At 73.2% G+C, this 16,973-nt stretch carries 15 protein-coding genes and 1 riboswitch; of the genes, 8 read left to right on the top strand and 7 right to left on the bottom strand.

The window, feature by feature from the left end:
• Window positions 1–26: 26 nt before the first annotated feature.
• Window positions 27–641, bottom strand: a complete 615-nt coding sequence (locus IE096_RS02970; protein ID WP_189448058.1) for a TetR/AcrR family transcriptional regulator — start codon at window positions 639–641, stop codon at window positions 27–29.
• Window positions 642–706: 65 nt separating this feature from the next.
• Between IE096_RS02970 and IE096_RS02965 the strand changes: the two genes are divergently transcribed.
• Window positions 707–1,228: an SRPBCC family protein gene (locus IE096_RS02965; protein ID WP_189448056.1), complete on the top strand. Its 522-nt coding sequence runs from the start codon at window positions 707–709 to the stop codon at window positions 1,226–1,228.
• A 46-nt stretch (window positions 1,229–1,274) separates the two neighbouring features.
• Here IE096_RS02965 and IE096_RS02960 read toward each other — a convergent pair whose 3' ends face one another.
• On the bottom strand, window positions 1,275–3,020 hold the full coding sequence (locus tag IE096_RS02960) for a hypothetical protein (RefSeq protein ID WP_229819873.1): 1,746 nt from the start codon (window positions 3,018–3,020) through the stop codon (window positions 1,275–1,277).
• Between the two features lie 287 nt (window positions 3,021–3,307).
• Here IE096_RS02960 and IE096_RS02955 point away from each other — a divergent pair, with 287 nt between their 5' ends.
• From IE096_RS02955 to IE096_RS02940, 4 genes are all read left to right on the top strand, one after another.
• A complete protein-coding gene (locus IE096_RS02955) occupies window positions 3,308–3,796 on the top strand; it encodes a helix-turn-helix domain-containing protein (RefSeq protein ID WP_189448053.1) in 489 nt (162 codons plus the stop codon).
• The gene (locus IE096_RS02950; protein WP_189448050.1) at window positions 3,793–4,443 is read left to right on the top strand and encodes a hypothetical protein; all 651 of its coding nucleotides are present in this window, start codon (window positions 3,793–3,795) and stop codon (window positions 4,441–4,443) included. Before IE096_RS02955 ends, IE096_RS02950 begins: the two co-directional genes overlap by 4 nt.
• Entirely contained in the window at window positions 4,436–5,656 is a 1,221-nt protein-coding gene (locus IE096_RS02945; protein WP_189448048.1) for an MAB_1171c family putative transporter, read from the top strand. Before IE096_RS02950 ends, IE096_RS02945 begins: the two co-directional genes overlap by 8 nt.
• A gap of 155 nt (window positions 5,657–5,811) precedes the next feature.
• Window positions 5,812–7,026 (top strand): cytochrome P450 family protein, encoded by a 1,215-nt coding sequence (locus IE096_RS02940; RefSeq protein ID WP_189448046.1) that lies wholly within the window; start codon window positions 5,812–5,814, stop codon window positions 7,024–7,026.
• A 120-nt stretch (window positions 7,027–7,146) separates the two neighbouring features.
• On the opposite strand, the gene IE096_RS02935 is transcribed toward IE096_RS02940, so the two are convergent.
• Both IE096_RS02935 and IE096_RS02930 read right to left on the bottom strand, forming a co-directional pair.
• On the bottom strand, window positions 7,147–7,737 hold the full coding sequence (locus IE096_RS02935) for a YIP1 family protein (protein ID WP_189448044.1): 591 nt from the start codon (window positions 7,735–7,737) through the stop codon (window positions 7,147–7,149).
• 72 nt (window positions 7,738–7,809) lie between these two features.
• On the bottom strand, window positions 7,810–9,417 hold the full coding sequence (locus tag IE096_RS02930) for an APC family permease (protein ID WP_189448042.1): 1,608 nt from the start codon (window positions 9,415–9,417) through the stop codon (window positions 7,810–7,812).
• Window positions 9,418–9,565: 148 nt separating this feature from the next.
• Window positions 9,566–9,776: riboswitch (cobalamin riboswitch) on the top strand.
• A gap of 31 nt (window positions 9,777–9,807) precedes the next feature.
• Between IE096_RS02930 and nicT the strand changes: the two genes are divergently transcribed.
• Window positions 9,808–10,974, top strand: coding sequence for a Nickel transporter NicT (nicT, locus tag IE096_RS02925; RefSeq protein WP_189448040.1), 1,167 nt, complete (start codon window positions 9,808–9,810; stop codon window positions 10,972–10,974).
• On the opposite strand, the gene IE096_RS02920 is transcribed toward nicT, so the two are convergent.
• The 3 genes from IE096_RS02920 to IE096_RS02910 all read right to left on the bottom strand — a co-directional run bounded on the left by IE096_RS02920 (window position 10,928) and on the right by IE096_RS02910 (window position 13,103).
• Window positions 10,928–11,140 carry a hypothetical protein gene (locus tag IE096_RS02920; protein ID WP_189448038.1) on the bottom strand — a complete coding sequence of 71 codons (213 nt, stop codon included), beginning with the start codon at window positions 11,138–11,140 and terminating at the stop codon, window positions 10,928–10,930. The genes nicT and IE096_RS02920 overlap by 47 nt on opposite strands.
• A 159-nt stretch (window positions 11,141–11,299) precedes the next feature.
• Window positions 11,300–12,424 carry a sensor histidine kinase gene (locus IE096_RS02915; protein WP_189448036.1) on the bottom strand — a complete coding sequence of 375 codons (1,125 nt, stop codon included), beginning with the start codon at window positions 12,422–12,424 and terminating at the stop codon, window positions 11,300–11,302.
• Window positions 12,417–13,103 carry a response regulator transcription factor gene (locus IE096_RS02910; RefSeq protein WP_189448034.1) on the bottom strand — a complete coding sequence of 229 codons (687 nt, stop codon included), beginning with the start codon at window positions 13,101–13,103 and terminating at the stop codon, window positions 12,417–12,419. Before IE096_RS02910 ends, IE096_RS02915 begins: the two co-directional genes overlap by 8 nt.
• A 139-nt stretch (window positions 13,104–13,242) precedes the next feature.
• Between IE096_RS02910 and uvrA the strand changes: the two genes are divergently transcribed.
• Together uvrA and IE096_RS02900 are read left to right on the top strand one after the other, a co-directional pair.
• Window positions 13,243–15,651 carry an excinuclease ABC subunit UvrA gene (gene uvrA, locus IE096_RS02905; protein ID WP_189448033.1) on the top strand — a complete coding sequence of 803 codons (2,409 nt, stop codon included), beginning with the start codon at window positions 13,243–13,245 and terminating at the stop codon, window positions 15,649–15,651.
• Window positions 15,652–15,759: 108 nt separating this feature from the next.
• Window positions 15,760–16,935, top strand: a complete 1,176-nt coding sequence (locus IE096_RS02900; RefSeq protein WP_189448031.1) for an FAD-dependent monooxygenase — start codon at window positions 15,760–15,762, stop codon at window positions 16,933–16,935.
• Window positions 16,936–16,973 lie beyond the last annotated feature (38 nt).

Below are 16,973 nucleotides of genomic sequence, written 5' to 3'. Positions count from 1 at the left end.
GCCTGAAATCCGCTGAGTACAGGACGCTAGGCCTGGTCTTCGCCGCGGGAAACCGCCAGCCCCCGTAGCAGGTCGATCGCGCCGTCCTGCGCGAGATCCTCGGCGAACTCGGGCAAGGGCGTCCGGCCGCGCAGATGTCTGCGCACCAGCGCCAGTGGCAGGTCGACGGCGGCCAGCATGACGCGCTCGACGTCCGCGACCGCGGTGGCGCCGAGCCGGGCGGCCAACGCCGACAACCTCTCACGAACCCGCCGGTTGCTGTCGGCCAAGCGGCGCGCATACGGGTCGGGCCACTCGTCCTGGCCGAAGGCGTCGGGTCCGTGCAGCAGCACGGCGGCCTGCTCGGGATGCGTCCGGCTCCACGCGATGACGTGGCGTGCGGCCGCGCCGCCCGCTTCGTGCGGCTGCGGACGGGAGTCGAGCGCGGCGAGATAGCCGGCCTGGAACTCGTCGAGCGTGCGCAGCCACAACTCGGCCAGCAGGACGGCCCGTTGCGGGAAGCGGTGGTAGACGGAGCCGCTGGGAGCGCCGCACTCGCGGGCGACCGCCGACATGGTGACCGCGGCCGGTCCATGGGCGGCGGCCAGGCGCAGGGCGGCGTCGAGGAGGTCTGATTCGTCATAGCGGGGTGGCCGGGCCATGAAATGGAGAGTACCCTCTATTTCAATTGGAGAAGGGTCTCCAATATCTCTGGAAGGGGCACGCCATGGCCGTGCTGAACGTCCACGAGCGCCGGCTCCCGGCATCACCCGAGCAGGTCGGCGCCCTGCTCGACGGTCTGGCGGGCGCCGACGACCCGCTGTGGCCGAGCCCGGCCTGGCCGCAGATGGTGCTGGACCGAGGCCTGCGCGTCGGCTCGCGGGGCGGTCACGGCCCGATCGGCTACACCGTCGCGGCCTACGTGCCCGGCCAGTGGGTCAGGTTCCGGTTCTCGGCCCCGCGCGGCTTCGAGGGCATCCACGAGTTCACCGTCCAGCCCGCCGAGGCGGGCGGCGCCGTACTCCGCCACACCATCGCGGTGCGGCTGCACGGCAGCGCCCGGCTCTGGTGGCCGCTGGCCTTCCGCTGGTTGCACGATGCGCTCCTGGAGGACTGCCTGGACCGGGCGGCGCACGCCTTCGAACCGGCGAACAGCGCACGTGCGCGGAGGACTCCGTGGGTGCGGCTGCTGCGCCACCTCACCGCGCAGACGACCGCTCGGGGGCGCCGCGACCGGAATGAACGATGACGCGAAGGATGTCGGCCGACCGTTGACCTCGGCCGCCCCCTGCGCGTCATGCACAGGGGGAAGGGCGGGGCCGGGGCGAGACCACCACGTCCTCCTCCCGCGCCCCCACCCGCACCGTGAACACCCCGTCCAACTCCCGCCCCGCCCGCAACAGCCCGTAGACGACGGCCGCGTGCACTCCCGGCTCCAACGCCGCGCCCGTCGCCCGCGTCTCCACCACCCGCCCGTCCCACAGCACACTCACACACCCACCCGCGAACCCCGACGTCGCCAGTCGGCACCCCGGCCACCGGGCGAGCGTCTCGCGGGCCCGGGCCGAGGCCGACGCGGCCACCGGGGCCGACCCGGACGTGATCACGGACGCGCTGCCCAGCAGCCGCAGGTCCTGCTCGTCCTCGTCGCACGCGAGGTGGACGAACACACCGTCCCCCTCCTCCGGTTCGGCCCCCACGACCGGCAGCCGGTCCACCGCCACCAACCCCTCGGCAGTCACCTCGGTGCGCACCCACACAGCCGTCACCCGTCCGCCCTCGGCCCGCGGCTCGGGCGCCGCGTACAGGGGCGGCGGGCCGGAGGCCGCCGGCTCGGGCAGGCGCAGGAGCTCGTAGACCAGCGACCGGAGCCGCTCCAGCGCCCGTCCGGGGTCGATGAAGGCGCCGGACGTCACCTTGACCACGCGCTCCGCGTCGTGCTCGGCCACGGCCCGCTCCAGTTGCGGGCCGAACGGCGCGTACGGGTCGAGGCGCGGGACGACGCGTCCCAGTTCGCCCATCGGCGTCCCCGGCACCGACTCCTCGCCGAACGCGGCGAGGAGCAGTGGCGTGCCGAGGGCCGCGCCGTAGAAGGTCACGGAGCCGTGGTCGCCGACGAGGACGTCCGCCGCGACGAGCGCGGCCTGCCAGCCGCGCTGCGGCGGTACGAGCAGCAGCCCGGCGTCCAGGGCCGCCGCCTCGACCTGGCGGACGTGCCAGGGGCCGTGCGCCGACCAGACGTTGGGGTGGACGACGGCGGCGACGCGGTGGCCGTCGGGGGAGAGGGCGGCCGCCAGCCGGGCGGGCAGCCCGGGGTCGGTGCCGAGCAGGGACTGCCGGCCCCACGTGGAGCTGAGCACCACCAGCCGCTGTCCGTCCCGGACCCCCAGCGCCGCGCGGTAGCGGTCGCGCAGCGGCCGGGACGCCAGGATCTGGTCGTGGCAGGGGTCGCCGATCAGCCGGGCACGGGCCGCGAGGGCCGGGTGGTGCTCGGCGAGCTGGGTGATCTGGTCGGGGTGGGAGACGGTGTGCCAGGCGCGCTCGTCGTCCATGACCCCGGAGAGGCGCCGGCCGGTGCCGCGCGCGTCCGGTACGAGCTTGTGGAAGCCCACGCCGTGCGGCAGGACGAGGACGGGGCAGGCGGCGGGGACGGGCGTCAGGTCGATGTTCTCGCTGGCGGAGACGACGAGATGGCATTCCGTACGGGCCAGTTGCCCCCAGGGCATGATCCGGACGCCGGCGGCGCGGAGGAGGTCGTGGACGCCGTCGCCGAAGGCGGAGGTGGGGTCGAAGGCGAAGACGACGTCGAGGCGCGGGTCGGAGCGGCAGAGTGCCGGGAGGGTGTCGAGGAGGCGGACGGTGGAGGTGACGGTGCGGGCCGCCGCGACCAGGAGCCGGCGGCCCGGGAACGTCCGCCACCGGCGGGCGTCCGGCCCCACCGGAACGCGCAGATCACCCGGTTCGCCCGGAGAGCCCGGCTCCCGGCTCCCGGCTCCCGGCTCCCGGCTCCCTATGCTCCCGCCGCCCTTACCGCCTGCCATGCCGCCCCCGCAACCTTTTCGCGCCATTGCGCCCCCACTTCCGCTGATGCCCCCACCGTAGGCGAACCCGCCCCGGCCCGGGCGACCTCAACCCGTGGTTAAGTCCGTCATCCGCTCGTAACCGCCGACGGACTAGTGCTCGGCGCTCCGGGCATGACAGGATGCCCCTCGAAGTCACCAAGGACTCACCACGGACTTAACTGGCCGTGAAAGGCAGTAATGAGTCGTATGTCGCACCGGGCCCCGCGGCCGCGATGCGACGCAACACGCGTGAAGGAACGGGGCAGATGGCAAACGGGGGGGACAGGCCGGCATCGGCTGGTGACGTGGGCAGCCCGCTCGCGCAGCGGCTCAACTACCTGTTCGCGAACATGCACCCGCCCGGCGCGCCGTACACCAACGGCCACGTGGCCGAGGAGATCAGCCGCGGGGAGGAGTACGGCGACGTCACGCTCACCGAGCAGTATCTGTCGATGCTGCGCAACGGCAAGCGCGCCAACCCCAGCCCGGACGTCCTGCGGGCGCTGGCGAAGTTCTTCGCCGTGCCGGTCGGGTACCTGATGGGCGATCTGTCGGACTCCCAGGCCGAGCGCGTGGAGGAGGAGGTCCGCTTCCTCGTCGCGATGAGGGACCAGCGCGTCCGGGCCATCGCCCTGCGCTCGGTGGGCCTGCCCCCCGAGGTGCAGGACAGCCTGACCACGATCATCAGCCAGTTCCGGCAGCAGATGAACCTTCCGTCCGACCCGCCCGACGCGGGGGGTGGAAAGCGACCGTGACCGTGACAGCGGAGGACGGCCTCTTCACCAACTGGCGGCGTACCGAGGACGAGGACGGTGCAAGCATGCGCGTGGGACGGATACGTCGCCGGTGCAAGCAGCTCATCCAGGAGCTCGCCCTGCCCGCGTCGACCGATCTCCAGGGCATGTGCGACGCCGTCGCGCGCCATGTGGGCCGACCCATCCATCTGGTGCCCATGAGCCTGGACGGCGTCGTCTCCGGTATGACGGCCACCACGGACGACGCGTACTGGGTCATCTACGAGCAGAAGACCTCCCCGTGGCACCAGGTCCACATCGTGCTCCACGAGATCGGCCACCTGCTGCTCGGTCACGACCAGGACCCCGCCGTCACCGAGGACGCCCTCAAGGTGTGGACGCCCTCGGTCGACGTGGCCACCGCCATGCGGCGCATGGGGCTGACCATGGGTCTGGCCCGGCACCACTGCTACGACAACCTCACCGAACGCGAGACGGAGATCCTCGGCACCCTCCTCATGGCCAAGGTGGTGCCTCCGCCGCCGGGCCAGGACGTCCTGCTGGAGGGTCAGGCCGCCGAGCTCGCCGCGTCGCTGGGGCCCGCGCTCCAGCACGTCCGGCAGAAGATCCAGGACGGGTCCGCCGACGGAAGGGGCGCCGGTGTTTGACGCCTTCGACGCCCTCTACCTGAGCTTCAGCGCCGTCACCTGGGCCATCGTCGGCTACAAGGCCCGGGCCTGGTTCCGCGACCGCGGCAACGTCGACCTGGGCCTGACCGCCCTGATGACCTCCGGCGTGCCGATCGTCTTCCTGTTCTCCGCGCCCAGCGTCTACCGCGCCTTCGACCGGCTGACGGGCGTGGCGAACCTGGCGATGGTCTTCCTCTACTCGGCCGTCGTGCTGTTCGCCTCCGGCGCCACCGTGCTGCTGCTGCGCTGGACCAGCCGGGGCGAGGAGGGGGCCCACTCCCGCGCCGCCGCGCGCAGCCGCCTCGCGGTCTGGGCGGTGGGGTTGACCTGGGCCGTGGCCATCGGCTGCTTCCTCGTCGGCCGCCCGGACGACGTGGAGCACCCGCGCGACTTCAGCACCGCCTACGCCGACGCCCCGGGCGTCGTCGCCTTCCTGGTGCTCTATCTGCTGATCTTCGGCGTGAGCCTCGCCGGGCTCGGTACGCTCTGCCCCCGCTACGCCGCCCAACTGGGCCGCTCCTGGCTCGCCAAGGGGCTGCGGACCCTGGCGGCGGGCTGCTGGCTGGGCCTGGTGTACTGCGCCTGCAAGCTCGCCGGGTTCGTCCTGAGCTGGGTCGGCCACGAGCAGTACTGGCTGTCCAACGGGGTGGCGCCGATGACGGCCTCGGTGGCCGCGCTCCTGGTGCTGCTCGGCTTCTCGCTGCCGGCCGTCGGCCCCCGGGCCGCCGCCTGGCGCCGGCTGCGCCGGCTGGAGCCGCTGTGGCGGGAGGTCACCGCCCACGCCCCGGAGGTCACCATCCCCGAGTCCCGCTGGACGGCCCGCTGGCCGCTCGCGGACCTGGAGTGGCGGGCCAACCGGCAGATGGCCGAGATCCGTGACATCCAGCGCGGCGTCCGCCGGCACGTCGAGCCCGTCACCCTGGAGATCGCCCGGGAGAAGGCCGGCGCCGCCGCCCTCGACGAGCACCGCACCGCCGCCGTGGTGGAGGCCGCCGCGCTCCGCAGGGGCCTGGGCAACCAGACCGTGGGGCACGTGGCCCGGCCGTCCGCCGACAGCGTGGTGATGACCGTCAGCGCCGACCCGGCGGAGGAGCACGAGCACCTGGCGCGCGTCGCCGACGTCTTCCACGATCCGCTGGTCGACGCGGTGCTCACCGAACTACGGGAGATCAGCGCGGCACGCCGTCCCTGACGGCGCGCGGCCCATGGACGAGGCGGCCCTGGACGGGGGTCAAGGCCGCCTACGACACAGGCCGGCGCCGGATTCCGGCGGATCGAACGATCCGCCGGAATCCGGCGCCGCTTGTGCGATAAAGGACCGGACGGTCCGGTCTAGAGTCGGATCCCATGCGACCGACCGACACCCCACCTTCGACGGCCGACCTGATATCCGACCCCTACGGCACCTACGCCCGGCTCCGCGAGAGCGGCCCCGTGCACCGGTTCGAGGGCCCCGACGGCAAGCCCGCCTGGCTGGTCACCCGTTACGAGGACGTACGGACCGCCCTCGCCGACCCCCGGCTCTCCCTCGACCGGAGCAACGCCCTCCCCGGCAACTACGGCGGCTTCTCCCTGCCCCCGGCGCTCGACGCCAACCTGCTGAACATGGACCCGCCCGACCACACCCGGCTGCGCCGGCTGGTGGTGAAGGCGTTCACCCCGGGCCGGGTGGAGAAGCTGCGCGGCCCGGTGCGGTCGTTCGCCGACGAGCTGCTGGACGCCGTCGAGCCGGCTGGGCGGGCGGATCTGCTGGCGTCCTTCGCGGGCCCGCTGCCGGTCGTCGTGATCTGCCGGTTGCTCGGCGTCCCCCGGGCGGACCAGGTCGACTTCCGGGCCTGGACGGACGCCATGATCACCCCCGACCGTTCGCGGCCCCACCTGATGAAGGAGGCGGTCGCCTCCCTGATGGCCTTCTTCACCGCGCTCATCGAGACCAAGCGCGCCGAGCCCGGCGACGACCTGCTCTCGGACCTGATCGCGGTGCAGGAGGCAGGGGACACCCTCTCCCGGGACGAGCTGACGTCCCTGGCGTTCCTCATCGTGTTCGCCGGCTACGAGAACGTCACCCATCTCATCGGCAACACGGTTCTCGCCCTGCTGGACCGTCCGGAACTGCTGCGGGCGGTGCGTAAGGATCCGGACGGTCTCGCGGCGGTCGTGGACGAGGTCAGCCGGTGGGACGGACCCGTTCCGCTGGCGATCCGGCGCTTCCCGGTGGAGGACGTGGAGATCGGCGGAGTGACGGTCCCGGCGGGTGAGACGGTGCTGCTGTCGCTGGCCTCGGCCAATCGCGACCCGGCCCGGTTCCCCGACCCCGACCGCTTCGACCTGGGACGGGACCGCTCGGGAAACCTCGCGCTGGGCCACGGCATCCACTACTGCCTGGGTGCCGCGCTGGGCCGGATGGAGACGGAGACCGCGCTCGCCGCGCTGCTGGAGCGCTTCGAAAATCTGGAACTCGACGTTCCGAGGGACGAGCTGACCTGGCGTCCGGCCATTCGCGCACGTGGCCTGAAATCGCTCCCCGTCCGGTGGTCTTCGGGCGGCCGAACAGGTTTTTGATGCATAACCCATCCTTGATGAGGTAGAACTGTCCTCGAGCCCGCCCGGTGTGCATCCCCCGTCGCACCGGGCGGGCCTTCGTCGTCACCTCGTCGAGTCACCTCGTCGGCGCGGGTCCGCTCAGGCGCTGCCGGGCGGGAACTTGAGCAGCGTCACCGCCGCCAGCATCTGGAGGCTCACCGCCGCCACCGCCCTGTGGGTGGGCAGATGGTGCTGACCCCGGATCAGCAGCGTGGCGAGCGCGTAGCCGAAGGCCGCCGTCACCGACGCGGCGGCGCGCACCGGCACCGAACCCGCGGGCAGCCAGGTGTCGAGTACCAGCCGGGGCAGGTCGCTCGCCCAGAACAGCACCACGAACAGGCTCGCCGTGGGGGCGAACTTGCCGTTGCCGCCGAGCCGGCGGGCGATGGCGTGGGTGGCGGCGCCCAGCAGCAGGCTGGCGAGCATCATCACCAGCGAGCCGATGGCCATGGCCTCCAGCGCCAGCAGGGGGCTGACCCCCCACTGCACCCAGAAGGAGTCGTTGGCCAGCGTCCCCAGCGCCCCGCACAGCAGGGACAGGAAGGCCGCCGCTCCCCAGACGCTCCGGTCCCGCGCCTCGTCGAGAACCTCGACGGGCCGGTACCAGAGCCCGAATATGAGACGGTGCCAGAGCAGCCTGCGCGGCTGGGCGTCGGGGACGGGCGGGGGAGGGGCAGTGGTCACGGGCATGGGTGCCGTTTTATCACCGTTCGGCCGGACCGCAGGAGTCCGGGCGGCCCGGCCGATGGAGCCGACGCCCCGTCAGGCCGGGGTGGGCGCCACACCTCCGGGGCCCGTACCGGGGTCCGCGCCGGGGTCCGGATCGTCGTCCCCCGCCTCGACGACGGGCCTGTCCTCGACGGCGGTCACGGGCGCCGCGAGCCCCCGCGCCGAGGCCCCGCCCGGCAGGTAGTCCTCGCTGATCTCCCGTGGCCCGAACGGCCACACCTTCTCCTTCGCCGCCCACAGCGTGAACGCCACGCACCCGGCGCCCACCCAGGCCAGCGACCACTCGATGGGATGGCGGCCGGGGGAGTTGCGGTCCGCGAAGCCGTAGATCACCAGCCAGCCCGCCAGCGCCACCAGGCTCGGCAGCGGATAGAGCCACATCCGGTACGGGCGCGGCAGCGCCGGCTGCCGGCGCCGCAGCACGGTCACGGCCAGCACCTGCGACAGCGCCTGGAGGATCACCATGACCGCCATCAGCAACTGGATGATCGTCGCCAGGTCGGTATGACGGCCGATCAGGAAGCCCACGGCCGAGACGACGCCCATCGTCGCCAGCGGCAGCACGGGGAAGCGCAGCCGGGGGTGGAGGGCGCCGAAGCGCCGGAAGAAGACGTTCTCCCGCGCGGCGTCCACGGGGATGCGCGAGCCGCCGAGGAGCCCGGTGAAGACGGACGCGAAGGCCGTGATGAGGATCAGCACGGTGACGACGTCCGCCGCGCCCTTGCCCCAGGTCTGCTCCAGCACCGCCGAGGCCACGGAGGACCCGGCCGTGGAGTCCGGGTCCAGCATCTCCCGCCAGTCGACGACGCCCAGGGTGCCGATCTGCAGCAGCAGGTAGATGGCCATGATGCCGAGGATCGAGTAGATGATGGACCGCGGCATGGTCCGTCCGGGGTCCTTGATCTCGGCGCCCATGTAGGCGACGGTGCTGTAGCCCCCGTAGTCGTAGATGCCGATGGTCAGGCCCGCCGCGAAGCCCAGCCAGAACTGACCGGTCGTGAGGTCGAAGGCGCCCGCCGGGTAGGTGAAGGCCCGGTCCGGGCTGAAGTGGGTGAACGCGGCCACGATGACCAGGACGACGGAGACGATCATCACGCCCCACAGCACCGCGGTGATCCGCGCGATGCTCTCCACCCGCCGCCACAGCAGCCCGACGACCACCACGACGAACGCCAGGCCCGTCAGATCGCCCTGGGTCTGTGTCATCCCCGGCCAGAGATAGCCCAGGTACTGGACGAACCCGATCACACCCGTGGCCATGGCCAGCGGGATGAAGAGCATCGCCGTCCACACGAACAGGAACGGCACGAGTCTTCCGGTCCGGTACTGGAACGCCTGCCGCAGATAGACGTAGCTGCCGCCCGCGCCGGGCATCGCCGCGCCCAGTTCGGCCCACACCAGCCCGTCGGCCAGGGCCAGTACCGCCCCCGCGACGAAGCCGATGACCGCGTGCGGCCCGCCGAAGGAGGCCACCATCAAGGGGATGGTGACGAACGGTCCTATGCCGCACATCTGGCTCATGTTGATGGCGGTGGCCTGGAACAGCCCGATGCGGCGGACGAACGCCGCCCGCTCCTCCGGCACCACCGGCTCCCCCGGTTCCCCGGGCCTCCGCTCGACGTCCCCTGCCGTGTCCGCCATTGGCGCTCAGCCCTCTCGCGTCCGTCCCTGGAGTCTTCCTGCACTCGTACACCGGGCCGACCCGCGCGTCCATCACCTGCGAAGTGTCGGTCCCTGCTGCGAAGAGATGGCAAGTGCCACATTTTTGCCCCGGGGCTCGGCCGGGACGTTATGGTTGCCCGGCCGTGGTGTTCGGGAAGACCGGTGAGGCCCTCGTGGGCCGATTCCGGAGCGGCCCTCGCCACTGTGATCGGGGAGTGACCGTCCTCTTCCGCGTGCCCCGGCACGCGGAGCCACTGGCAGCGTCCGGCTGCCGGGAAGGCGGGACGGTAACGCCATCACCCGTAAGCCAGGAGACCGGCCACGGCATTCTCGAAATGATCCACGAGGTGCTGGAGCGTTCACCCCAAGATGTCCATATCCACAGAACCGTCCGCGGGTCCGTCCGCGGATCCGTCCGCGCCCGCCTTCCGCTGGCGCCGCGAGGACACCGTGCGGACCGCCGGCCTGCTGGCCGTCGTCGTCGCCCTCCACGTCGTCGCCTTCGGCGTGCTCTTCCTGCTGGTCGTGCCGAACCACTACACCGTCGGCTCCAAGGTCTTCGGCGTCGGCCTCGGCGTCACCGCCTACACCCTCGGCATGCGGCACGCCTTCGACGCCGACCACATCGCCGCCATCGACAACACCACCCGCAAGCTGATGGCGGACGGCAAACGCCCGGTCTCCGTCGGCTTCTGGTTCGCCCTCGGCCACTCCAGCGTCGTCGTCCTGCTGACGCTGCTGGTCTCCGGCGGCACCCGGCTGGCCGGGACGCTGATGAACGAGGAGTCCACCACCCATCAGACCCTCGGTGTCGTCGGCACCACGGTCTCCGGCGGCTTCCTCTACCTCATCGCCGTCCTCAACCTCATCGCCCTCGCCGGCATCATGAGGGTCTTCCGCGCCATGCGCGAGGGCCGTTACGACGAGGCGGAGCTGGAGAAGCAGCTCGACTCGCGCGGCTTCATGAACCGCGTCCTCGGCCGTTTCACCCGCTCCATCAGCCGCCCCGGCCAGATGTTCCCGCTGGGCTTCCTCTTCGGCCTGGGCTTCGACACCGCCACCGAGGTCACGCTGATGGTCATGGCGGGCAGTGGTGCCGCCGCCGGGCTGCCCTGGTACGCGATCATGTGCCTGCCGCTGCTGTTCGCCGCCGGCATGAGCCTGTTCGACACGCTCGACGGCACGTTCATGAACTTCGCCTACCAGTGGGCGTTCTCCAACCCCGTCAGAAAGGTCTACTACAACCTCACCATCACCGGGCTCTCCATCGCCGTCGCCTTCCTCATCGGCACCATCGAGCTGGTGGGCGTGCTCCACGAGAAGCTCGATCTGGACGACGCGGTGACCGGCTGGATCGCCGGGCTGAACCTCGACAACGTCGGTTTCGTCATCGTCGGACTGTTCGTGCTGGTCTGGGCCCTCGCCCTCGGCTACTGGCGCTTCGCCAAGGTCGAGCAGCGCTGGGCCGCGCGGACGGCCGCCGCCGGGGTCACGGGCGCTCACAGCCCTGGTTCGCACACGCCTTCCGGGCGCTGATCACCGGCGGGCTGTTCCCGGCCGACTCCTCCCGCACCACCACGAGGGCCGGGCCGCCGCAGGTCAGGCACGTCCGGGTGGAGGGATCCCGCTCCCGCTCGATCGCCGCGGCGATCCTGCGCAGGGGGTCGGCGTCGACATCTGACTCGGCTCCGGTGTCGGACATGGCCATCCCGCTCCACGGTCGTCGCTGCTCGCTCTCCCGGCGGGTGCATCGTGACGCACGACCCCTGATCACGTCAGCGTGTTGGGCCGTGATCACCCTTCACGGGGTGGCGCGGGCCGACAGGCTGACGCCCAGGGGACGGGTGTTTGTTCATGTTGTTCATGGGCCGGCCGCCGGGAGCGTCACCTCGAACCGGCAGCCGCCGGGCACGTTGTGGACCGACGCACGGCCCGCGTGGGCCTCGACGATGCCCCGGACGATCGCCAGGCCCAGCCCCGCGCCCCCGGGCCGAGTCCGGGCCGCCGAGCCCCGCCAGCCCGTCTCGAAGACCCGGGGCAGATCCTCCTCCGGGATGCCGCCGCAGCCGTCCGTCACCGACACCACCACCGCGTCCGCCTCGCGCCGCGCGGCCACCGCGACCGTGCCGTCCGGCGGGGTCCGCCGGATGGCGTTCACCAGGAGGTTCCCCAGGACCCGGGTCATCTCCTTGCCGTCCACCTCGACGGGCACGGCGGCCACGCCGTTCCCGTCCCCGTTCCCGACCAGCTTCACCCCCTGCTCGCGCGCCAGTGGCCCGGCGCCCGCCAGGGCCTCGTCCACCAGGTCGTACACCGACATCCGGCTCGGGCGCAGCGGCAGGGCGCCGGCGTGGATGCGGGAGAGCTCGAAGAGATCGCCCACCATCGTGTTCAGCCGGTCGACCTCGGTGCGGATCTGCCGGTGGTAGCGCGCGGGGTCCTCGGCGACGCCGTCCTCCAGCGCCTCGGACATGGCGCGCAGCCCCGCCAGCGGGGTGCGCAGATCGTGGGAGATCCAGGCCACCAGCTCGCGCCGCGAGGCGTCCAGGGCGCGCTCCCGCTCCCGGGACTCGGCGAGCCGCGCACTGGTGGCGGCGAGCTCCCGGGAGAGCGCGTCGAGTTCCGCCGTGGCACCGCCGCCGGGGGCGGCGAACGTGCCGCCCTCGCCGAAGGACCGGGCCGCGCGGGTCAGGTCGGCGCTGCGGGCCACCACCCAGCGGCCGAGCAGCAGGGCCGTGGCGAGCGAGACCACGGCGGCCATCGCGCACACCGTCGTCACGACCGTCAGGTCGTGCGCGGACAGGAACATCGCCCGGGCCACGGCCAGCGTCCCGGCCAGCATCGCGGTCACCGACACCGCGGCCACGACGGCGAGGGAGACCGTCACCGAGCGGTGGCGCAGGGCGCGCAGCGCCAGCGCGCCCAGGAGGCCGGCGGCGGCCGCGCCGAGGAAGGCGAACAGGGCGATGAGCAGCGTGTCACCCATTCCCGGCCGCCTCGAAGCGGTAGCCGACGCCCCACACGGTCCGGATCAGGGCGGGGTTCGCCGGGTCGTCCTCGATCTTGGCGCGCAGCCGGCGGACGTGGACGGTCACCGTCGACACGTCCCCGAAGTCCCAGCCCCACACCTCGCGCATCAGCTCCTCACGGGTGCAGGCGCGCCCCGGATGGCGCAGGAGGAAGGCGAGCAGGCCGAACTCGCGGAGGGTCAGGGCCAGGTCGGTGCCGTTCTTGGTGGCGCGGCGAGCCGTGGGGTCCAGGACCAGCCCCGCGGCCCGCAGGGGCGGTGCGCTCGTGGGTGCCGAGCGGCGCAGGACGGACTCCACGCGGAGGACGAGCTCGCGGGGGCTGAAGGGCTTGGTGACGTAGTCGTCCGCGCCCACTTCGAGGCCGAGGATGCGGTCCTCTTCGTCGCCGCGGGCGGTGAGCATGATGACCGGGAGGCGGTCGTGCGTCGCGCGCAGGGCGCGGCAGACGTCGATGCCGTCGATGCCGCCGGGGAGCATCAGATCGAGGACGACCAGGTCGGGGCGGCGGCGTTCGGCTTCGGCGAGGGCGGCTTCGCCGGTGGCGGCGTGGGTGACGGTGTGGCCGGCGCGGGTCAGGTAGCCGGTGACCACTTCGGCGACGGTGGGGTCGTCGTCGACGACGAGGATGTGGTGCATGACGTCAGCTTCGCAGCCGGTGGGAGGTCGCGTGCGGTGCGGGTCCGCGCCCCGAAGGGGCGCGGGGAACTGCGCGACCAGCCCCCACCGGCCCACGGATGACGCCGTCCACTCCCGCGGAGCGCCTAGTATCGGGCTGATGCACGACCCTTACGTCCGCGTGCGCGGAGCGCAGACGCACAATCTCAAAGGCGTCGACGTCGACATTCCCCGCGACGCCCTCGTCGTCTTCACCGGCGTCTCCGGATCCGGCAAGAGCAGCCTCGCCTTCGGGACGCTGTACGCCGAGGCCCAGCGGCGGTACTTCGAATCCGTCGCCCCGTACGCCCGGCGGCTGATCCACCAGGTGGGCGCGCCGAAGGTGGAGGAGGTCAGCGGGCTGCCGCCCGCCGTCGCGCTGGAGCAGCGGCGCTCCGCGCCGACCTCGCGGTCCTCCGTCGGCACGGTCACCACGCTCTCCAACTCCCTGCGCATGCTCTTCTCCCGCGCCGGGACCTACCCCGAGGGCGCCGAGCGCCTCGACTCCGACGCCTTCTCGCCCAATACGCCCGCCGGGGCGTGCCCCGAATGCCACGGACTGGGCCGGGTCCACACCGTCACCGAGGACTCCCTCGTCCCCGACCCGTCGCTGTCGATCCGCGACGGCGCCATCGCCGCCTGGCCCGGCGCGTGGCAGGGCAAGAACCTCCGCGACATCCTCGACACCCTCGGGTACGACATCGACCGCCCCTGGCGCGAGCTGCCGCGCGCGGACCGCGACTGGATCCTCTTCACCGACGAGCAGCCCGTCGTCACCGTGCACCCCGTCCGGGAGGCCGAGCGCATCCAGCGGCCCTACAAGGGCACCTATATGAGCGCCCGCCGCTACGTCCTCCACACCTTCGCCGACTCCAAGAGCGCCGCCCTGCGGGCCCGCGCCGAGCGGCACCTGGTGAGCGCGGACTGCCCGGTCTGCGCGGGGCGGCGGCTGCGCCCCGAGGCGCTCGCCGTCACCTTCGCCGGGCGCGACATCGCCGAGCTCGCCGCCCTGCCGCTGGCCGCGCTGGCGGCCACGCTGCGCCCGGCCCGCGACAGCGGCGACGACGGCGTGGCCGCCGCCCTCGCCCGCGACCTGGTCGCCCGCATCGAGGTGCTCACCGAGCTCGGCCTCGGCTACCTCAGCACCGACCGCCCCACCCCCACCCTCTCCGCCGGCGAGCTCCAGCGGCTGCGGCTCGCCACCCAGCTGCGCTCCGGGCTGTTCGGGGTGGTGTACGTCCTGGACGAGCCGTCCGCCGGACTGCACCCCGCCGACAGCGCCGCCCTGCTGACCGTGCTGGACCGGCTGAAGGCGGCGGGCAACTCCCTCTTCGTCGTCGAGCACCACATGGACGTCGTGCGCCGCGCCGACTGGATCGTCGACGTCGGCCCCCGGGCCGGGGAGCACGGCGGGCAGGTGCTCTACAGCGGGCCCGTCGAAGGGCTCGCGGCCGTACCGGAGTCGGCGACCCGCCGGTTCGTCTTCCCCGAGGCGGCGCCCGCCCCCACCCGGACGCCCCGGAAACCGTCCGGAGCGCTGCGGCTGCGCGGCCTGAACCGGCACAACCTCCGCGACCTCGACGTGGACTTCCCGCTCGGCGTCTTCACCGCCGTCACGGGCGTCTCCGGCTCGGGCAAGTCGACGCTCGTCGGGCAGGCGCTGGCGGAGACCGTCGCCGCCCACCTCGACGGCACCGCCCCCCTTATTAAAGAAGGTGTCGGGAAGGCCGACGGGCTGGAGGCCGTCGACCGGCTCGTGCGCGTCGACCAGAAGCCCATCGGCCGCACCCCGCGCTCCAACCTCGCCACCTACACCGGGCTGTTCGACGCCGTCCGCAAGGTCTTCGCGGCCACCGACGAGGCCCGCGCCCGCGGCTACACCGCCGGACGGTTCTCGTTCAACGTCGCCGGGGGACGCTGCGAGGAGTGCCAGGGCGAGGGGTTCGTCGCCGTCGAGCTGCTGTTCCTGCCCGGCACCTACGCGCCGTGCGCCGCCTGCCGGGGCGCCCGCTACAACCCGGAGACGCTGGAGGTCACCCACCGGGGCGCCACCGTCGCGGACGTCCTCGACATGACCGTCGACGCGGCCGCCGTGTTCCTCGCCGACGTGCCGGCCGCCCGGCGCGGCCTGCGCGCCCTCCAGGACGTCGGCCTGGGCTATCTGCGGCTGGGCCAGCCCGCCACCGAACTGTCCGGCGGCGAGGCGCAGCGCATCAAGCTCGCCACCGAACTCCAGCGCGCCCACCGGGGCCACACCCTGTACGTCCTGGACGAGCCGACGACCGGGCTGCACCCCGCCGACACCGAGGTGCTGCTGCGTCAGCTGCACGGCCTGGTGGACGCGGGCCATTCGGTGGTGGTCGTCGAGCACGACATGTCCGTGGTGGCCGGCGCCGACCACGTCCTGGACCTGGGGCCGGGCGGGGGCGCGGAGGGCGGCCGGATCGTCGCCGCCGGCACCCCCGAACAGGTGGCGCGGGCCGCCGGGAGCGCCACCGCGCGGTACCTCGCCGCCGCCCTGGGGCGCTGACGGGGCGCCGACCGGCGGGCGACGCGCTCTGGACGGGCCCCACCCCGTCTGGTTTCGTCCTAGTCACGTGTTCGACCGGCGTGACGTGTGGGGGGACGGAAGCGGACCATGGCCCATGCCCTGATCATCGGTGGCGGCGTCGCCGGACCCGTGGCCGCGATGGCCCTGCGCCGGGCCGGCCTCGACGCGACCGTCTACGAGGCGGTCCCGGCCGGAGCCGGGCCGTCCGGCTCGTTCCTGACCCTCTTCGCCAACGGGCTCGCGGCCCTGCGCGCCATCGGCGCCGACGGGCCCGTCCGCGCGGTCTCCTGCCCGGCCGACACGGTGGAGTCCTACAGCGAGACCGGCCGGCTCCTCGGCCGGCGGCCCATGTCCGGCTCGGGCGAGGCCGGGCTGAGCCCCCGCACCGTCCCCCGGGCCGTGCTCTGCCGGGTGCTGCGGGAGGAGGCGGCCCGCCAGGGCGTCCGCGTCGAGCACGGCAAGCGGCTCGTCGGCCTCACCACCCGCTCCCACGGCCGGATGGTCGCGTCCTTCGCGGACGGCACCCACGCCGAGGGAACGCTGGTGATCGGCGCCGACGGGATCCGCTCCCGGGTCCGCGCCCTCCTCGACCCGGCCGCGCCACCACCCCGCCACACCGGCCAGTTCACCGTCTCCGGGCGCACCGGGCCCCGCGCCGCCGAACCGGCACCGCCGCGCACCTACCGCATGTACTACGGCCGGGGCGGCTTCTTCGGTTGCACCACGGCCCCGGACGGCAGCACCTTCTGGTTCGCCAACGTCCCCGGCCCGGAGCTGTCGCGGGCCGCTCTCGCCGCCGCCACACCCGACGGCTGGCGCCGCCGCCTCGCCGAGGTCTTCGCCGCCGACCGCACCCCCGCCGCCGCCATCGTGGCCGCCACCGGCGACGACGTCGTCGGCGTGAACTGCTACGACCTGCCCAGTACCCCCGTGTGGCACGACGAGCGGGCCGTCCTCATCGGCGACGCCGCCCACGCCACCGCCCCCAACGCCGCCCAGGGCGCGTCGCTGGCCATCGAGGACGGCGTCGTCCTCGCCCGCTGCCTGCGCGACCTGCCCGGCACGGCGCGGGCGTTCGCCGGGTACGAGCGGCTGCGGCGCGAGCGCGTCGAACGCGTCGTCGCCCTGAGCGCCGCCCTCGCCCGCCGCAGACCGGTCACCGCGGAGGAGCGGCGCGCCCGCGACGCCGAGGTGGAACGCCGCCTGGCCAGATCCGCACGCCCGGTCCGCGACTGGCTGACCGGCTACCGCATCGACTGGTGACCTGGTTTGTGGGCAGGCGTTCCGCAGGGCTGGGGGCA

Source organism: Streptomyces abikoensis (assembly GCF_014648775.1).
GTDB classification, from domain to species: domain Bacteria; phylum Actinomycetota; class Actinomycetes; order Streptomycetales; family Streptomycetaceae; genus Streptomyces; species Streptomyces abikoensis.
Note: the sequence above shows the minus strand (reverse complement) of the source record. Positions and strands in the feature narration are given on the sequence as shown.